Below are 14497 nucleotides of genomic sequence, written 5' to 3' on the forward strand. Positions count from 1 at the left end.
GGGAGAAAGTGGTCAGGCGACGTCGGCAGCCTGGTGCTGGCCGAAGCGCTTTTGAATGTAGGTTTCGACGAGTTGGTGAAACTCGTTGGCGATATTGTCGCCGCGCAGCGTAAGCGCCTTTTCTCCGTCGATGAAGACCGGGGCGGCGGGCGCCTCGCCGGTGCCGGGCAGGCTGATGCCGATGTCGGCGTGCTTGCTCTCGCCGGGGCCGTTGACGATGCAGCCCATCACGGCCACCTTCAGCGTCTCGACGCCCGGATACTTCTTGCGCCAGACCGGCATCTGCAGGCGCAGGTAGTCGTCGATCTGCTTGGCCAGTTCCTGGAAGGTGGTGCTCGTGGTGCGGCCGCAGCCCGGGCAGGCAGTGACGCTCGGCACGAACACGCGCAGGCCCAGCGCCTGCAGGATCTCGTTGGCAATCAGCACTTCCTGCGTGCGCGACTCGCCCGGCTGCGGCGTGAGCGACACGCGAATGGTGTCGCCGATGCCCTCTTGCAGCAGGATGGAAAGCGCCGTGGCAGACGCCACCGTGCCCTTGGTGCCCATGCCCGCTTCGGTGAGCCCCAGGTGCAGCGGGTAATCGCAGCGCTTCGCGAGTTCGCGGTAGACCGAGATCAGGTCCTGCACGCCGCTCACCTTGCACGACAGGATGACCTGGTTGCCGGCCATGCCCATCGATTCGGCCAGCTTGGCGGATTCGATGGCCGAGGTGATGAGCGCCTCGTACATTACCTGCTTCGCATCCCAGGGCTCGGCGCGCTGGCTGTTGATGTCCATCAGGCTGGCCAGCAGTTCCTGGTCGAGGCTGCCCCAGTTGACGCCGATGCGCACCGGCTTGTTCCAGCGCATGGCCGCATCGATCATCTGGCCGAACTGGCGGTCGCGCTTGTCGCCCTTGCCCACGTTGCCGGGATTGATGCGGTACTTGCTCAGCGCCTCGGCGCAGGCCGGATAGTCGGTGAGCAGGCGGTGTCCGTTGTAGTGAAAGTCGCCGATCAGCGGCACGTCGATGCCCATGCGGTCGAGCTGCTCGCGGATGTACGGCACCTGGGCCGCCGCCTCCGGCGTGTTGACGGTGATGCGCACCATCTCCGAACCTGCAATCGCGAGCTCCTTCACCTGGATGGCCGTGCCGACGGCATCGACGGTGTCGGTGTTGGTCATGGACTGCACCCGCACGGGCGCATCGCCGCCCACCGTCACGGTGCGTGGTCCCCAGACCACCTGGGCCTGGCGCGAACGGCGTGCCTTGGGCGCCGCCGATTCGATGGGTTGTGGAGTGCAGTCGGTCACGATTTCACCTCGAAACGCGCCACGCCGCCGCCGCGCGTGACAGGCTTCAGATCGTAGGGCTTTCCGTGCACCTGCACATCGACCGCCGATGCACGCCCCACCACCACCGACAGCGGCAGCGTTCCCGACAATGCCACCGTTTCGCCGGCCTGCAGGCTGCGGCGCAGCAGTTGCTTGCCGCCGGCTTCCGTGACGGTGATCCAGCATTCCTCGCGCGCGACGAAGACCAGCTGCTGGCTGCTGGCAGGTGCCGCAGCAACAGCCGCAGGCGCCGCAGCGGTCGCACTGCCCGCCTGCAGGGCTGCTACGGAGGGCGCACCCGGCGCCGCGGGTGCAGCCGATGTTGGGGGAGCAACCGGCGACACCGGCGCGCTCTCGACCACGACGGACGACCCGCCCGAAGCCGGCGCAGCCGCCGGCCCCTCGGCCACTGCACTGGCGTCGCCATCGCCGCGCGACGTCCAGCGCGACACCGAGGCCCCGACCTGGTCGAACACCGACTGGGGCAGCCAGAACAGCACGGCTGCGCCGACCAGCAGCAGCCCCACCACCGTCAGCAGCGCGCGCGACGGAAGCCCGCTGGAGCGCCCGCCGTTCCAGCGCGGCGTTCCGGAAACGATGTTGCTCTTGAGGGTGCGGTCGGCCACCGCCAGCGCCGCGCGCTGTGCGCCCGGCAGCTTTGCGAGCACCGGCGCGGGATCGATGCGCAGGGCGCGGCAGACACTGCTGGCCAGGGCCCGCGCAAAGACCGGGTCGGGCAGCGAAGCGATGTCGTCCGCCTCGAGCGCAATGAGCTTCTGCGGCGGCACCTTGAGCGCCGCGGCCACCATTTCGATGTGCAGACCGTGCGCCTCGCGCGCTTCGCGGAGCATGTCGCCGGCTGTCTTGTGCGTGATGTCGCCTTCCTCGAGCGGCAGTGCCGCGGAAGTGCCGAACTCCGAAACCCGTTCAGTCATTGAAATTCCCGCGCTCGTACGCTATTGCCTCCCGGGACTGCGGAAAGCGCCGTTGCAGTTGCCCTCCCAACTGCGCCACTGCTTCGCGGTTGTTGAGCCGTCGTTCGATCTTGATGCCGAGCCAGAGCGTCTCGGCGCTGGCCGAAGGGCTGTTGTTGACGCGGCGGATGTAGAACTGCGCACGCGACCACTCTTCGCGCTGCACCAGCAGCGAAGCCAGGTTGAATCCGACCACCGGATTCCCGGCGTCGATCTCGTAGGCCTTCATGAGGCTGCGCTCCGCCTCGACACGCTGGCCCGCCCTGAGCTGGCAGACACCCTGCGTCATGAGCGTCTTGGCACGGTCGGTATAGCTCGGCACCGCCAATGCCTCGGTGAACTGCTGGGCCGCATCGCCGTAGCGGTTCTGCTGGCACAGCAGCCAGCCGTAGTTGTGGCGGGTGTTGGGATCGCGCGGATTGATGGCAATGGCGCGGCGGAAGCTGTCTTCCGCCAGGCCCGCATTTTCGAGCCGCATGTAGACCAGGCCGCGCAGGTTGTACGCGTCCGCATAGTTGGGATCGGCAACCAGCGCCTGCTTGATCTCGTCGAGCGCAACGGTGGTCTGGCCGTGCTCGAAGTAGCCGGCGGCGAGCTCCATGCGCAGGCGCGCGCGGCGCTGCCGGCTGCTTTCGTCGGATTCGGTCACCATCTCGGCACCCTGGCCCGAGCTGGTGTCCGCCAGGCTGGTGGTGGTGGTTCGCGTGTTGACGCAGCCCGCGAGCAGAAACGCCACTGCGACGCCGCCAAAGCCTGCAGCCACCAGTCGCTGCGCGCTCGCGGTCGTCATCGGAAAGGCCATCCTCATTAGGTCAATGCTCCTGGGGGGCGGTCTTGCGAACCGGATGCAGAACAACGGTGCGCTCGGAGACACGGCGCTGGGCCATGCGTTCGGCCGCGCGGGTACGGTCCTTGACGTCGCCGGCCAGCTGTCCGCAGGCCGCATCGATGTCGTCGCCGCGCGTCTTGCGCACGGTGGTCACGAGGCCGGCCTCGCTCAGCACCTTGGCAAAGGCCAGCACCCGCGGCTGCGGCGAACGCAGCAGGCCCGAGGCCGGAAACGGATTGAACGGAATCAGGTTGAATTTGCACGACACGCCATGGGTGCGAACGAGCTCAATCAACTGCCGCGCATGCTCGGGCTGGTCGTTGACGCCATCGAGCATGCAGTACTCGAAGGTGATGAAGTCGCGCGGCGCATGCACCAGGTAGCGCTTGCAGGCCTCGAGCAACTCGGCAATCGGATACTTGCGGTTGAGCGGCACGAGATCGTCGCGCAGCGCATCGTTGGGTGCATGCAGCGACACGGCCATGGCCACCGGGCAGTCGGCGCCCAGGCGGTCGATCATCGGCACCACGCCGGAGGTCGACACGGTCACGCGGCGGCGCGACAGGCCATAGGCGTTGTCGTCGAGCATGGTGCGCAGCGCCGGCACGAGCGCGGTGTAGTTCTGCAGCGGCTCGCCCATGCCCATCATCACCACGTTGGAGATGACGCGCTCGTCGCGCGCGAGATGCTTGCGCAGGAAGTGTTCGGCAAACCAGAGCTGGGCGACGATTTCGCCCGTGCTCAGGTTGCGGCTGAAGCCCTGGTGCCCCGTGGAGCAGAAGCGGCAACCCACCGCACAGCCGGCCTGGGACGACACGCACAGCGTGCCGCGGTCGTCTTCGGGAATGAATACGGCTTCGACGGCATTGCCGTCGCCGACGTCGAACAGCCACTTGATCGTGCCGTCCTTGGATTCGTGCTGCGTGATGACCGGCAAGGCCTCGACGCGAGCGGTGGTGGCGAGCTTTTCGCGCAGCGACTTGGCCAGATCGGTCATCTGGGCGAAGTCGCTGGCGCCACGCTGGTGGATCCAGCGGAACAGTTGCGTGGCGCGGAATCGCTTCTCGCCGAGCTTTTCGCAGAACGCAGCCAGCCCCTCGAGATCGAATTCGAGCAGGTTGGCCGTGGTCATGAAATCAGCTGGCGTGCGGCTTCAGCGCGCGTAGACGTTGAGGCCGGCGAAGAAGAACGCCACTTCGTTGGCGGCGGTTTCGGGAGCGTCCGAACCGTGCACGGCGTTGGCGTCGATGCTGTCGGCGAAGTCGGCGCGGATGGTGCCCGGGGCCGCCTTCTTGGGGTCCGTTGCGCCCATCAGGTCGCGGTTCTTGGCGATGGCGTTCTCGCCTTCGAGCACTTGCACGAACACCGGGCCGGAGATCATGAAATCGACCAGGTCCTTGAAGAACGGACGTTCCTTGTGGACCGAGTAGAACTGCTCGGCTTCGTTGCGCGACAGGTGCACGAGCTTGGCGGCAACGATCTTGAGGCCGGCAGCTTCGAAGCGGGAAACGATCTTGCCGATGACGTTCTTGGCGACGGCGTCGGGCTTGATGATGGAAAGGGTACGTTCGATAGCCATTGAAGTGCTTCCTGAGCTTTGATTTTGAAGTGATTTGTCACAACTGCAACGAATATGTTGCATCGTAAGTCGACAAAGCCTCTGATTTTAACCGGCGCAATCCCCGGGATTGGTGAAAACCCCGCGAAAGGCTGCGCTGGAGAACTGGCTTTCAGCGCCCGCGGCGCCGGTTCCCGCCGGGGCCGCCCTGGCCGCCGAAGCCACCGCCGCCGGCCGGGCCGCCGCCGCGGCGCCCCGGACCCTGCCGCTGCTCCTTGCGCTGGCGCGAGAAGCTGTCGGCGCCGATGTAGCCGAGCGAGGTCTTCATCGGATCGGGCTGGTTCGCGCCGCTCGGCGGGCGCTCCTCGCCCTGGCGGTTGCCGCGGTTGTTGTTGCTGTTGCCGCGGCGCCCTTGCGGCGGCATGCCGGCGTTGCCACCGCCACCGCCGCGGTTGCCACGCCCACCGCGCTCGCCGCGCGGCGGCCGGCCGTCGCCGAGCGGATTGGGAATGGGCGCCTCGCGGCCGTCATCGCGCATGTCGCGCGGCTGCTGCTGTCCGCCGCCGGCGTTGCGGTTGCCGCGCCGCTTCTTGTTGCGTCCGTTGCGCCCGCCGCCGGCACCTTCCTGGCCCGGTCCACGTTGCTGCTGTGGCGGACGCGGCGCGCCGCCGCCCGAGGCCTGGAACAGCGCGTTGATGTCGCGCTCGTCGAGTTCCATCCAGGCGCCGCGCTTCAAGCCGCGCGGCAGCACCATGGCGCCGTAGCGGATGCGGATCAGCCGGCTGACCGCATGGCCCACCGATTCGAACAGGCGCCGCACTTCGCGGTTGCGGCCTTCGGAGATGGTGACGCGGTACCAGTGGTTGGAGCCTTCGCCGCCGCCCTCCTCGATGGTGCCGAACTGGGCCATGCCATCGTCGAGGCGAACGCCTTCGAGCAGCTTTTTCTTTTCCTCGGCATTGAGCGCACCGAGCACTCGCACGGCGTACTCGCGCTCCAGGCCGAAGCGCGGATGCATCAGCTGGTTGGCCAGGTCGCCGGAGCTGCTGAACAGCAGCAGGCCTTCGGTGTTCAGGTCGAGCCGGCCGACCGATTGCCACTTGCCCTGCTGCAGGCGCGGCAGCTTGCGGAAAACCGTGGGGCGGTTCTGCGGATCGTCGTGCGTCACGACCTCGCCCACCGGCTTGTGGTACGCGATGACGCGCGGTGGAGGCGGCGCGATGCGGTAGCGGATCGGCTTGCCGTTGATCTTGACCTGGTCGCCGTACTGGATGCGCTGGCCAATGTGGGCCGGCTCGTTGTTCACCGAGATGCGGCCCTGGAGAATGAGCGCTTCCATTTCGAGCCGCGAGCCCAGACCCGCCTGCGCCAGCACCTTGTGCAGCTTGGGCGAGTCGGCTTCCGGCAGCAGCACGCGCTTGAGGGGCGGGACTTCGGGGCTCTCTTCGTCGGCGTCGAACTGGCCCGAGATGACGTCCGCGAAGCGGATCGGCTCGGGCGGCAGTGCGTTGCGCTGCTCGCGCTCGGCGGCGCGGCGTGCGCGGTCGAGATCGTCCTCTTCCTCGTCGGGCTCTTCTTCCTCTTCTTCGTCGTCGTAAGAGGGAGCGCGGGCATCCTCTTCAGCGCGGTCTTCCACGCGACGCTCCTCGGGTTCGGCGCGTTCGACTGGCGCGGCCGGCGCGGCGGCAGTGGCGGGTTCGCCGGCGATTGGTGCGGCGGCAGGCGCTGCATCGGCCGCCTGGGTCACGGGCTTGGAAATTTCAGTTGCCGCAGCAGGCGCTGCTGCGGGCTCTCCCTCCCCGGCCGCCGGTTCGGCGGCCTTCTTGCGGCGTGGGGCGCGCGGCTTCTTCGGCGCCCCGCCCTCGGCTGCGGGCACGCCCGCTTCGGCGTCCGCAGACGGACCGGACACGGCCGCCTTCGCCTTCTTTTTCTTGGATTCGGGCTGGGCCGGCACGATTGCCGCGTCGTCGATGTCGGAGGAGCTCATGAGGTTTTTCCGGGGGGAACAGCGTGGGAATCGGTCTCGTCGGGCGACGGGGCTTCGGTTTCGAGCTCGACGGCGGGACGCTCGACTTCCGTGGGGGCCGGGATATCCGCGGGCTCGTCGGGAGAGGCCGCGTTCTCGGCGAACTGCGCAGCGGCGGCTTCGAGGGCTTCTGGAGCCTCGGTAGCGGCCAGGTCGGCTGGCGCGCCTGTTTCCGAGTCCGCCTCCGGCATGCCCGAGGCATCGGCGTCGGATTCGTTCGGCACGTCCATCGGCAGCCCAGGCTGGTTGCCCGAGGCCTGATCGAGCGCATCGACCAGCGCCGCCTGCTGGGCCGGCGTTTCGATCAGCGGCAGTTGGTCGAGCGATGCGAGGCCGAGGTCGTCGAGGAACTGCCGCGTGGTGGCGTAAAGCGCCGGCCGGCCGACGGTTTCGCGGTGGCCGATGACCTCGACCCAGCCGCGGTCCTCGAACTGCTTGAGGATGAGGGAGTTGATGGTGACGCCGCGGATGTCTTCCATGTCGCCGCGCGTGACTGGCTGGCGGTAGGCAATGATGGCCAGCGTTTCGAGGGCGGCGCGGGTGTAGCGCGGCGGCTTCTCGGGATGCAGGCGGTCGAGGTGGTCGCGCATCTCGGGCCGGCTCTGGAAGCGCCAGCCGCTGCCGACGCTCACCAGCTCCAGGCCGCGCTGCGCCCAGTCTTCCTGCAGTTCGAGCAACAGCACCTTGATCGTGTCCACGCCCAGTTCGTCGTCGAACAGCACGCGCATGTCGCGCACCGGCAGCGGCTGGCTCGAACAGATCAAGGCGGTTTCGAGAATGCGCTTGGCATCCGCCGTATTCATGGTTTGCGTTATCCGGGAAAAGGCGTCTCGGGGACGCTTGTTCAGAAGGATGGAAAGAAGGCGCTGCCGGCACGCGGCGAGTGCAACGCAAGGCCGGCATCGGGGTGGCCGGCGCGGCCCTCGGGCCGTCAGGCGCGATTGTAATCCAGCCCCAGGCCCTGGAACGCCTGAACCAGATCGGCCGGCGGAAGTGAGCGCAGTTCCAGTGCGGCTTGCGTGACGGGATGCACGAACGCGAGCCTGAAGGCGTGCAGCGCCTGCCGCCCCAGCCCCGCGGCCGGCGCCCCGCCGTAGAGCGCATCGCCGATCAGCGGATGCCCGATGGATGCCATGTGCACGCGGATCTGGTGCGTGCGGCCCGTTTCGAGCGTGCACCGCACGGCACAAGCCTGCGCGTTGCTGTCCAGGCGCTCGATGAGCGTGCGTGCCGTCTTGCCGGCATGGCGCTCGAGATCGACCACGGCCATGCGCAAACGGTTGCGCGGATCGCGGCCGATGGGCGCGTCGACCTGCCGGGCTGCCGCGCCGGCCCAGGGCTTGTGCCCGAGCGCGAGGTACTGCCGCTTGACCTCGCGCGCGGCGATCAGCGCCACCATCGCATCCATGGCGGCCCGGGTGCGCGCCACGACCATGAGCCCGCTGGTGTCGCGGTCGAGCCGGTGGACGATGCCCGCGCGCGGCAGCAGCGCGGCCTTGGGGTCGAGCGCCAGCAGGCCGTTCAGCAGCGTGCCGCTCCAATGGCCCGGCGCCGGGTGCACCACCAGACCGGCCGGCTTGTCGATGATGCGCAGGTGCTCGTCCTCGTGCACCGTGACGATGTCCATCGTTTCGGGCCGGAAGGCCTGGCTCTGGGGCGTCGGCCGCAGCTCGATATGGCCGGTCTGGCCGGCGCGCACCGTGGCGGAAGCCTTCAGCAGGGTGCGCCCCTGCAGTTCCACGGCGCCGGCTTCGATCAGCTGTTGCAGATAGTTGCGAGAAAATTCCGGCACCAGGGCGGCCAGCGCGCGGTCCAGCCGCTGGCCATGCTCGGCCTGGCCCACCGTGAAGGGCCGCAGTTCGCTGGATTCGACCGGGTCGGCGCCCTCGTCCGCCTCGACGGCGTCGGGGACCATGTCCAGGGGGTCGGTCGATATAATTGAGGGCAACTGTTTCATGAAAGCCGTATGTGATGTTTCGCGCCAAATTATCGGTCCCCTCCTGGATCGCGCTCAGCGCGGCAGCGCTGCTTGCAGCCGGCTGCTCCTCCACCTCCGTCGACAAGACCGCCAACTGGAGCCCCAACCGCATCTACGCCGAAGCCAAGGACGAAGCGGGTTCCGGCGCCTACGACAAGGCCGTGCCGCTGTACGAGAAGCTCGAGGGCCGCGCCGCCGGCACGCCGCTCGCGCAGCAGGCCCAGCTCGAGAAGGCCTACGCCCAGTACAAGTCCGGCGAAAAGGCCAATGCCATCGCCACCATCGACCGCTTCCTGAAGCTGCATCCGGCCAGCCCGGCGATCGACTACGCGCTCTACCTCAAGGGCGTGATCAACTTCAACGACGACCTCGGCATGTTCGCGTTCCTGACGCGCCAGGACCTGTCCGAGCGCGACCAGAAGGCCGCCAAGGAATCGTTCGAGTCGTTCAAGGAACTGGCAACGCGCTTCCCCGAGTCGCGCTACGCGCCCGACGCGCGCCAGCGAATGAACTACATCGTGAACTCGCTCGCACAGTACGAGGTGCACGTGGCGCGCTACTACTACTCGCGCGGCGCCTACCTTGCGGCCATCAACCGCGCGCAGCTTGCGCTGTCCGACTACCGCGAAGTGCCCGCGCTCGAAGAAGCCCTGTACATCATCGTCCGCTCCTACGATGCGCTCGGCATGAAGGACCTGCGCGACGACGCCCAGCGCGTGCTGACCACCAACTATCCGAACAGCGAATACCTCGCGCGCGGCTTCAAGGGCAAGGACGATCCGTGGTGGAAGGTCTGGTAGTCCGCTGAAACGACAAAAAGCCCTTCGGGGCTTTTTCTTCGTCTGCGGAGCCTGCTGCGGCAACGGCTCCGCGACCCTTCAGGCCGAGAGCGAATTCCTGAGCTCGCCGATCGCCGCCTCGAAGTCCGCTTCGCTTTCCAGCCTGCGCATCGGCGGCAGCGCGGCCAGCAGCCGCCGGCCATAACCCATGGCAACCAGGCGGGTGTCGCAGATCGCAAGCACGCCGCAGTCCGTTTCGCGGCGGATCAGCCGCCCTGCCCCCTGCTTCAGCGCCACGGCCGCCTCGGGCAGTGAATAGTCGCTGAACGAACTGCGTCCCTGGGCTTCGAGGCGCTGCGAGCGCGCCTCGACCAGCGGGTCGTTGGGCGGAGGGAACGGCAGCTTGTCGATCACCACCAGCTGCAATGCATCGCCGGGCGCATCGAAGCCTTCCCAGAACGATGCCGATGCCACCAGCACGCAGCCGGCGCGCCCGCCCTCCGCGCCTTCGCGGAAACGGTCCATGAGCACGCGCTTGGGCAGCTCGCCCTGCACCAGCACCTCGGGCCGCACGTCCGCCTCGAGCCGTTCGAACTGCTGCTTCATCTCGTCGCCGATGGCTCGCAGCGCACGCAGCGTGGTCGTCAGCACCAGGGTCCGGCCGCCGAGTTCGGCTGCGCCCCGCGCGGCCAGTTGCGCCACCCGCGCGCTGTGAGCGGCGTCGTTGGGCTTTGGAAAGGCACGCGGCACATAGAGCCCGGCCTGCGCGGCATAGTCGAAGGGGCTCTGCACCCGCAGCACCTCTGCATCGCGCAGGCCGCACGGCTCGGTGAACCAGCGCAGCGTGGGCTCGTCGCCCAGCGTGGCAGAGGTGAAGACCCAGGCGCGTCCGTTGTCTTCAGGCGCCGCGCGGACTGCTTCCCCTTCGTCGTCCTCAGGGGCAGCGCCGCTGCCGATCTTGAGCACCCGCGTACGCATGGCCTCGGCAATGTCGAGCGGCGATTCGACCAGGCGCAGCTGCGTGCCCACGTCGACCCAGCGCACCGAGTCGGTTTCGCAGGGCAGCGCGAAGCGTGCCGCGCGCTTGGCGAGCTGCTGCGCCCGTTCGTACAGGCGCACGAAATCCGGCGATATCTCGCTGACGGTGTCGAGCCCTTCGGCGGCCATTTCGAAGGCCTGCTGCAAGGCTTCGAGCGCGTCCTGCCAGACCTGCGCATCGATGCCTTCCGGCGATGGCCCCACCCAGCGCAGCTTGGTGCCGGGCCACTGCTTGCCGACCGCAAGGCGCAGCTCGCGCGCGGCGCGTTCGACGGCCGCCACCAGCTGCTGCCAGTCGACCAGACCACGCGCATGCTGCAAGCCGGCACCGAGCAGGTCGCGCGCGAAATCCAGGGCCTGCCCGCTGCCGAGCTGCGCGCCCAGGAACTGCACGCCTGTTTCATTGAGTTGGTGAGCCTCGTCGAACACGACCACGCTCACGGTCGGCAGCAGTTCCGCCATGCCGGTCTCGCGCACCGCGAGGTCGGCGAAGAACAGGTGATGGTTGATGACCACCACGTCGGCCGCCAGCGCCTCGCGCCGCGCCAGGTTGACGTGGCAGGGCTTGAACTGCGGGCACTGCGCGCCCAGGCAGTTCTCGCGCGTGGAGGTGATGAGCGGAATGAGCGGCGACCGCTCGTCCAGCCCGGGCAGCTCGGCCAGGTCGCCGGTTCGCGTGGCCTTGGACCATTGCTCGATCTTGGCGAGCGTGCGGAGGCTGCCACGTTCGGGCAGCGATGCATCGTGGCGCGCCAGGTCGAGCCGGTGCAGGCACAGATAGCTTGCGCGCCCCTTGAGCAGCGCCGTGCGCACCGGCAGTTCGAGCGCCTCGACCAGGCGCGGCAGGTCGCGGCCGAACAATTGGTCCTGCAGGGTCTTGGTGGCGGTCGACAGCAGCACGCGCTCGCCGCTCAGCAATGCCGGCACGAGGTAGGAAAAGGTCTTGCCCACGCCGGTGCCGGCCTCGACCACCAGCACGCCGCCGTCCTCGATGGTGCGGGCGACGGCCAGTGCCATTTCGGTCTGTCCCGAGCGCTCGCGGAACTGCTCTGCTGCACGCGACAGGACGCCGCCCTGCGCGAAGGCGTCGCGCACCTTGTCCTCGAGTGTTTCGCTCACGCGGGTTCTTTCGGATCGAGCACGTTCTCGAGCCGCGTGATCTGGTCGCGCAGCGCAAGCCGGCGCTTCTTCAGGCGCCGCAGCAGCAGCTCGTCCTGCGGCGAAGCTTCGGCCAGGCGGTCGATGGTGGCGTCGAGGTCTGCGTGTTCGATGCGCAGCTCGATCAATTGGCGGGAAAGGGAGTGAAGATTGGAGTCCAACGTTGGCGCTGCGAACGTATTCCGCCCGCAGCTCGTGTTCACTCGATAATACGTCCTGGTACGAATCCACGAGAAGACAGAAGGCGCGCCATTGGCGCATTTGCGCTCATGACACAAGGCTTTCGGCTTGCCGCCGCCACCGGTCTCCACAAGGGAGACCGCCCCTATCAGCAGGACCAGGTCCTGATGATGAGCCATCCGCGCGTGGCCGGCTGCATGCTGGGCATCATTGCCGACGGCATGGGCGGGCGCAGCGGCGGGCGCAAGGCCTCCGACCAGGTGCTGATGACCGCGCGCCAGCTGTTCACGCGCTACCACCCCGACCGCGACAGCTCCGCGGCCGTGCTGCGTCAACTGCTGGAAGACGCGCACACGGTCATCAAGCTCACGGCCCTGTCGAGCGAGCAGGAACCGCACAGCACGCTGGCGGCCTTTCTGATGAATCCCAGGGGCGACTGCGCCTGGATCCATGCGGGCGACTCCCGCATCTACCACTTCCAGAACGGCGAACTCGTCACGCGCACGCGCGACCATTCCTACGTCCAGGTGCTCATCGACCGTGGCGAAATCACCGAGGCCGAGGCCAATGTCCATCCCAAGGGCAACATCCTCCTCGGATGCCTGGGCATGACCACGACGCCTCCGCCCATCGAGCCGCACTACATTCCCGCAATGCAGCCGGGCGACCTGCTGATGGCCTGCAGCGACGGGCTCTGGCACTACTTCAGCCCCGAGGAGCTGGCCAGCGTCCTGTACGCGGAGCCGCCGCGCGAAGCGGTGGAAATTTTGGTGGGAGAAGCGCGCCGCCGGGCGCGCGGCACGGGCGACAACATCTCGATCGTGGTGCTGAAGCTCGAAGCGCTTCCGCAAGACTGAGCGCCCCCACCGGGCGCTCGTCCGGCAAGGTGGCTCAGCGGCTGGGTGCCGAAGCCGGCGATGCCGGCGGCGTCGGCAAAGGTGCCCCGCGCGGCTTGGTGCGCTCGGCGTTCTGCCGCTCGCGGCTGGCCCGGTGCTCGGCCGCCTTTTGCTGCTTGCTTTCGAAGCGTTCGACCGCAGCGGGCGCCTCGGCCCGCCGCTGGGCGGCCTTGGCCTGCTCGTCGGCTTGCGCTTTCTGCTTGGCCTCGAACTGGCGCCGGCGCTCGTCCGCCTCGGCCGCCGTCGCGGCGCGGCTCGCTGCATGGTCGGCCGCGCGCTGCTCGCGGTCTTGCTGGCCCTTGCGGGCCTCTTCCTGCTTCTCCGGCGTGTCCTGCGGACGCCGGGTGGCGGCCTTCTGGTCGAGCTTCTCGAGCTCGGCCGCACCGCGCCGCTGGCGCTCGATGTCGTTGATGGCCGATTCCTGGCGCTTGATGTGATCGGTCTCGGCGCGCCGGCGCTTGCGGCTGTCGCGCAGGCAGTCTTCGACGGCAAACTTCTGGTAGCAGGCAGCCCGCTCCTTGTCGAAGCGCGCCTCGATGGCCGCGCGCTCGGCGGCCAGCCGGCTGCGTTCCGCTTCGAAGTCTGCATTGCCCGTGGCCGCATTGGACTGCGCCCAGAGCGGCAGGCTGCCCAGGGCCATCAGCATGGCGAGAACAATTTTTTTCATGTCAGTCGAGTGTCCACGATGCGGCGTTCCAGGGAGAGGAACTCGCTCGATTGCATTTCGGTGAGCCTGGAAACCGTTCGCGGGAATTCGTGCGCGAGCGGGCCCTCGGTGTACAACGCCTCCGGCGGTACCTCGGCCGACATGATGAGCTTGACGCGCCGGTCGTACAAGACGTCGACCAGCCAGGTGAAACGGCGTGCTTCGGAGGCCATGCGCACCGGCATGTGCGGCACGTCGGACAGCAGCACCGTGTGGAACTGGCTGGCGATCTCGAGATAGTCGTTCTGCGAGCGCGGTCCGCCGCACAGCGTCTTGAAATCGAACCAGACCACGCCGCCGGCCTTGCGCCTGGCGCGGATCTCGCGCTGCTCGATGTGCAGGACCGGGTTCTCATCGGCTGTTTCGGCCAACCTGTCGAAGGCCTTGCGCATCTCCTTTTCGGCCGCGGCATCGTTCGGCGTCAGGTACATGCGCAGCTGCTCGAGCGTGCGGCGCCGGTAGTCGGTGCCGTTGTCCACGCTCAGCACCTCGAGCTTCTCGTTGAGCAGCGCGATCGCGGGCAGGATGCGGTCGCGGTGCAGCCCGCCGGGGTAAAGATCGTCGGGCCTGAAATTGGAGGTGGTGACAAAGCCCACGCCGTTCTCGAACAGCGCCACCAGCAGGCGATGAAGGATCATCGCGTCGGTGATGTCCGCCACGTGGAACTCGTCGAAGCAGATCAGCTTGTAGCGCTTGGAGATGCGCAGCCCGAGCTCGTCGAGCGGGTTGACCGTGCCCTGCAGCTCGCGCAGTTCGCGGTGCACCTCGCGCATGAACTCGTGAAAGTGCAGCCGCGTCTTGCGCCTGAGCGGCACCGCGTTGAAGAACAGGTCCATCAGGAAGCTCTTGCCCCGCCCGACGCCACCGTACATGTAGACGCCACGCGGCAGCTCGGGCCGGTTGATGAACTTCTTCAGCGCGTTGGAGCGCTGGGCCTTGTAGTCGCCCCACTCGCGCGCGCAGCGATCCAGCGCTTCCACGGCGCGCAGTTGCGCGGGATCGCTCTGGAACCCGCGCACAGCGAGTTCCGCCTCATAGGCCTGTTTGACGCTGGTGGTCAA

14 protein-coding genes are annotated in these 14497 nt (G+C 67.9%); 2 read left to right on the forward strand and 12 right to left on the reverse strand.

Annotated features, from left to right (window positions below; all coding sequences use genetic code 11):
- Positions 1-12 precede the first annotated feature (12 nt).
- From ispG to L1081_RS09455, 8 genes are all read right to left on the reverse strand, one after another.
- Positions 13-1293: a flavodoxin-dependent (E)-4-hydroxy-3-methylbut-2-enyl-diphosphate synthase gene (ispG, locus tag L1081_RS09420; RefSeq protein WP_489416175.1), complete on the reverse strand. Its 1281-nt coding sequence runs from the start codon at positions 1291-1293 to the stop codon at positions 13-15.
- Positions 1290-2249 carry a RodZ domain-containing protein gene (locus L1081_RS09425; RefSeq protein WP_489416176.1) on the reverse strand — a complete coding sequence of 320 codons (960 nt, stop codon included), beginning with the start codon at positions 2247-2249 and terminating at the stop codon, positions 1290-1292. Before L1081_RS09425 ends, ispG begins: the two co-directional genes overlap by 4 nt.
- Positions 2242-3096: a type IV pilus biogenesis/stability protein PilW gene (gene pilW / locus L1081_RS09430; RefSeq protein WP_489416177.1), complete on the reverse strand. Its 855-nt coding sequence runs from the start codon at positions 3094-3096 to the stop codon at positions 2242-2244. Before pilW ends, L1081_RS09425 begins: the two co-directional genes overlap by 8 nt.
- A 4-nt stretch (positions 3097-3100) precedes the next feature.
- On the reverse strand, positions 3101-4249 hold the full coding sequence (gene rlmN / locus L1081_RS09435; RefSeq protein WP_489416178.1) for a dual-specificity RNA methyltransferase RlmN: 1149 nt from the start codon (positions 4247-4249) through the stop codon (positions 3101-3103).
- 21 nt (positions 4250-4270) lie between these two features.
- Positions 4271-4696 carry a nucleoside-diphosphate kinase gene (gene ndk / locus L1081_RS09440; protein WP_012747302.1) on the reverse strand — a complete coding sequence of 142 codons (426 nt, stop codon included), beginning with the start codon at positions 4694-4696 and terminating at the stop codon, positions 4271-4273.
- A 151-nt stretch (positions 4697-4847) separates the two neighbouring features.
- Positions 4848-6662 carry a pseudouridine synthase gene (locus L1081_RS09445; protein ID WP_489416179.1) on the reverse strand — a complete coding sequence of 605 codons (1815 nt, stop codon included), beginning with the start codon at positions 6660-6662 and terminating at the stop codon, positions 4848-4850.
- Complete coding sequence (gene scpB, locus L1081_RS09450; RefSeq protein WP_489416180.1) at positions 6659-7504, reverse strand: SMC-Scp complex subunit ScpB; 846 nt, start codon at positions 7502-7504, stop codon at positions 6659-6661. Before scpB ends, L1081_RS09445 begins: the two co-directional genes overlap by 4 nt.
- A 128-nt stretch (positions 7505-7632) precedes the next feature.
- On the reverse strand, positions 7633-8616 hold the full coding sequence (locus tag L1081_RS09455; protein WP_489416757.1) for an RluA family pseudouridine synthase: 984 nt from the start codon (positions 8614-8616) through the stop codon (positions 7633-7635).
- Between the two features lie 56 nt (positions 8617-8672).
- On the opposite strand from L1081_RS09455, the gene bamD reads away from it, so the two are divergent.
- A complete protein-coding gene (bamD, locus tag L1081_RS09460; RefSeq protein ID WP_489416181.1) occupies positions 8673-9479 on the forward strand; it encodes an outer membrane protein assembly factor BamD in 807 nt (268 codons plus the stop codon).
- Between the two features lie 78 nt (positions 9480-9557).
- Here bamD and yoaA read toward each other — a convergent pair whose 3' ends face one another.
- Both yoaA and L1081_RS09470 read right to left on the reverse strand, forming a co-directional pair.
- Positions 9558-11615, reverse strand: a complete 2058-nt coding sequence (yoaA, locus tag L1081_RS09465) for a DNA repair helicase YoaA (RefSeq protein ID WP_489416182.1) — start codon at positions 11613-11615, stop codon at positions 9558-9560.
- Positions 11612-11815, reverse strand: a complete 204-nt coding sequence (locus tag L1081_RS09470) for a YdcH family protein (RefSeq protein WP_012747296.1) — start codon at positions 11813-11815, stop codon at positions 11612-11614. Before L1081_RS09470 ends, yoaA begins: the two co-directional genes overlap by 4 nt.
- A 108-nt stretch (positions 11816-11923) precedes the next feature.
- On the opposite strand from L1081_RS09470, the gene L1081_RS09475 reads away from it, so the two are divergent.
- Positions 11924-12691, forward strand: coding sequence for a protein phosphatase 2C domain-containing protein (locus L1081_RS09475; RefSeq protein ID WP_489416183.1), 768 nt, complete (start codon positions 11924-11926; stop codon positions 12689-12691).
- A 34-nt stretch (positions 12692-12725) separates the two neighbouring features.
- Here the strand turns inward: L1081_RS09475 and L1081_RS09480 are convergent, their stop codons facing one another.
- Positions 12726-13397: a hypothetical protein gene (locus L1081_RS09480; RefSeq protein ID WP_489416184.1), complete on the reverse strand. Its 672-nt coding sequence runs from the start codon at positions 13395-13397 to the stop codon at positions 12726-12728.
- Positions 13394-14497, reverse strand: coding sequence for a cell division protein ZapE (gene zapE / locus L1081_RS09485; protein WP_489416185.1), 1104 nt, complete (start codon positions 14495-14497; stop codon positions 13394-13396). The genes L1081_RS09480 and zapE overlap by 4 nt, the downstream gene beginning before the upstream one ends.

This window comes from Variovorax sp. MSC1_012 (genome assembly GCF_023667525.1).
Classification (GTDB): domain Bacteria; phylum Pseudomonadota; class Gammaproteobacteria; order Burkholderiales; family Burkholderiaceae_C; genus Variovorax; species Variovorax beijingensis_B.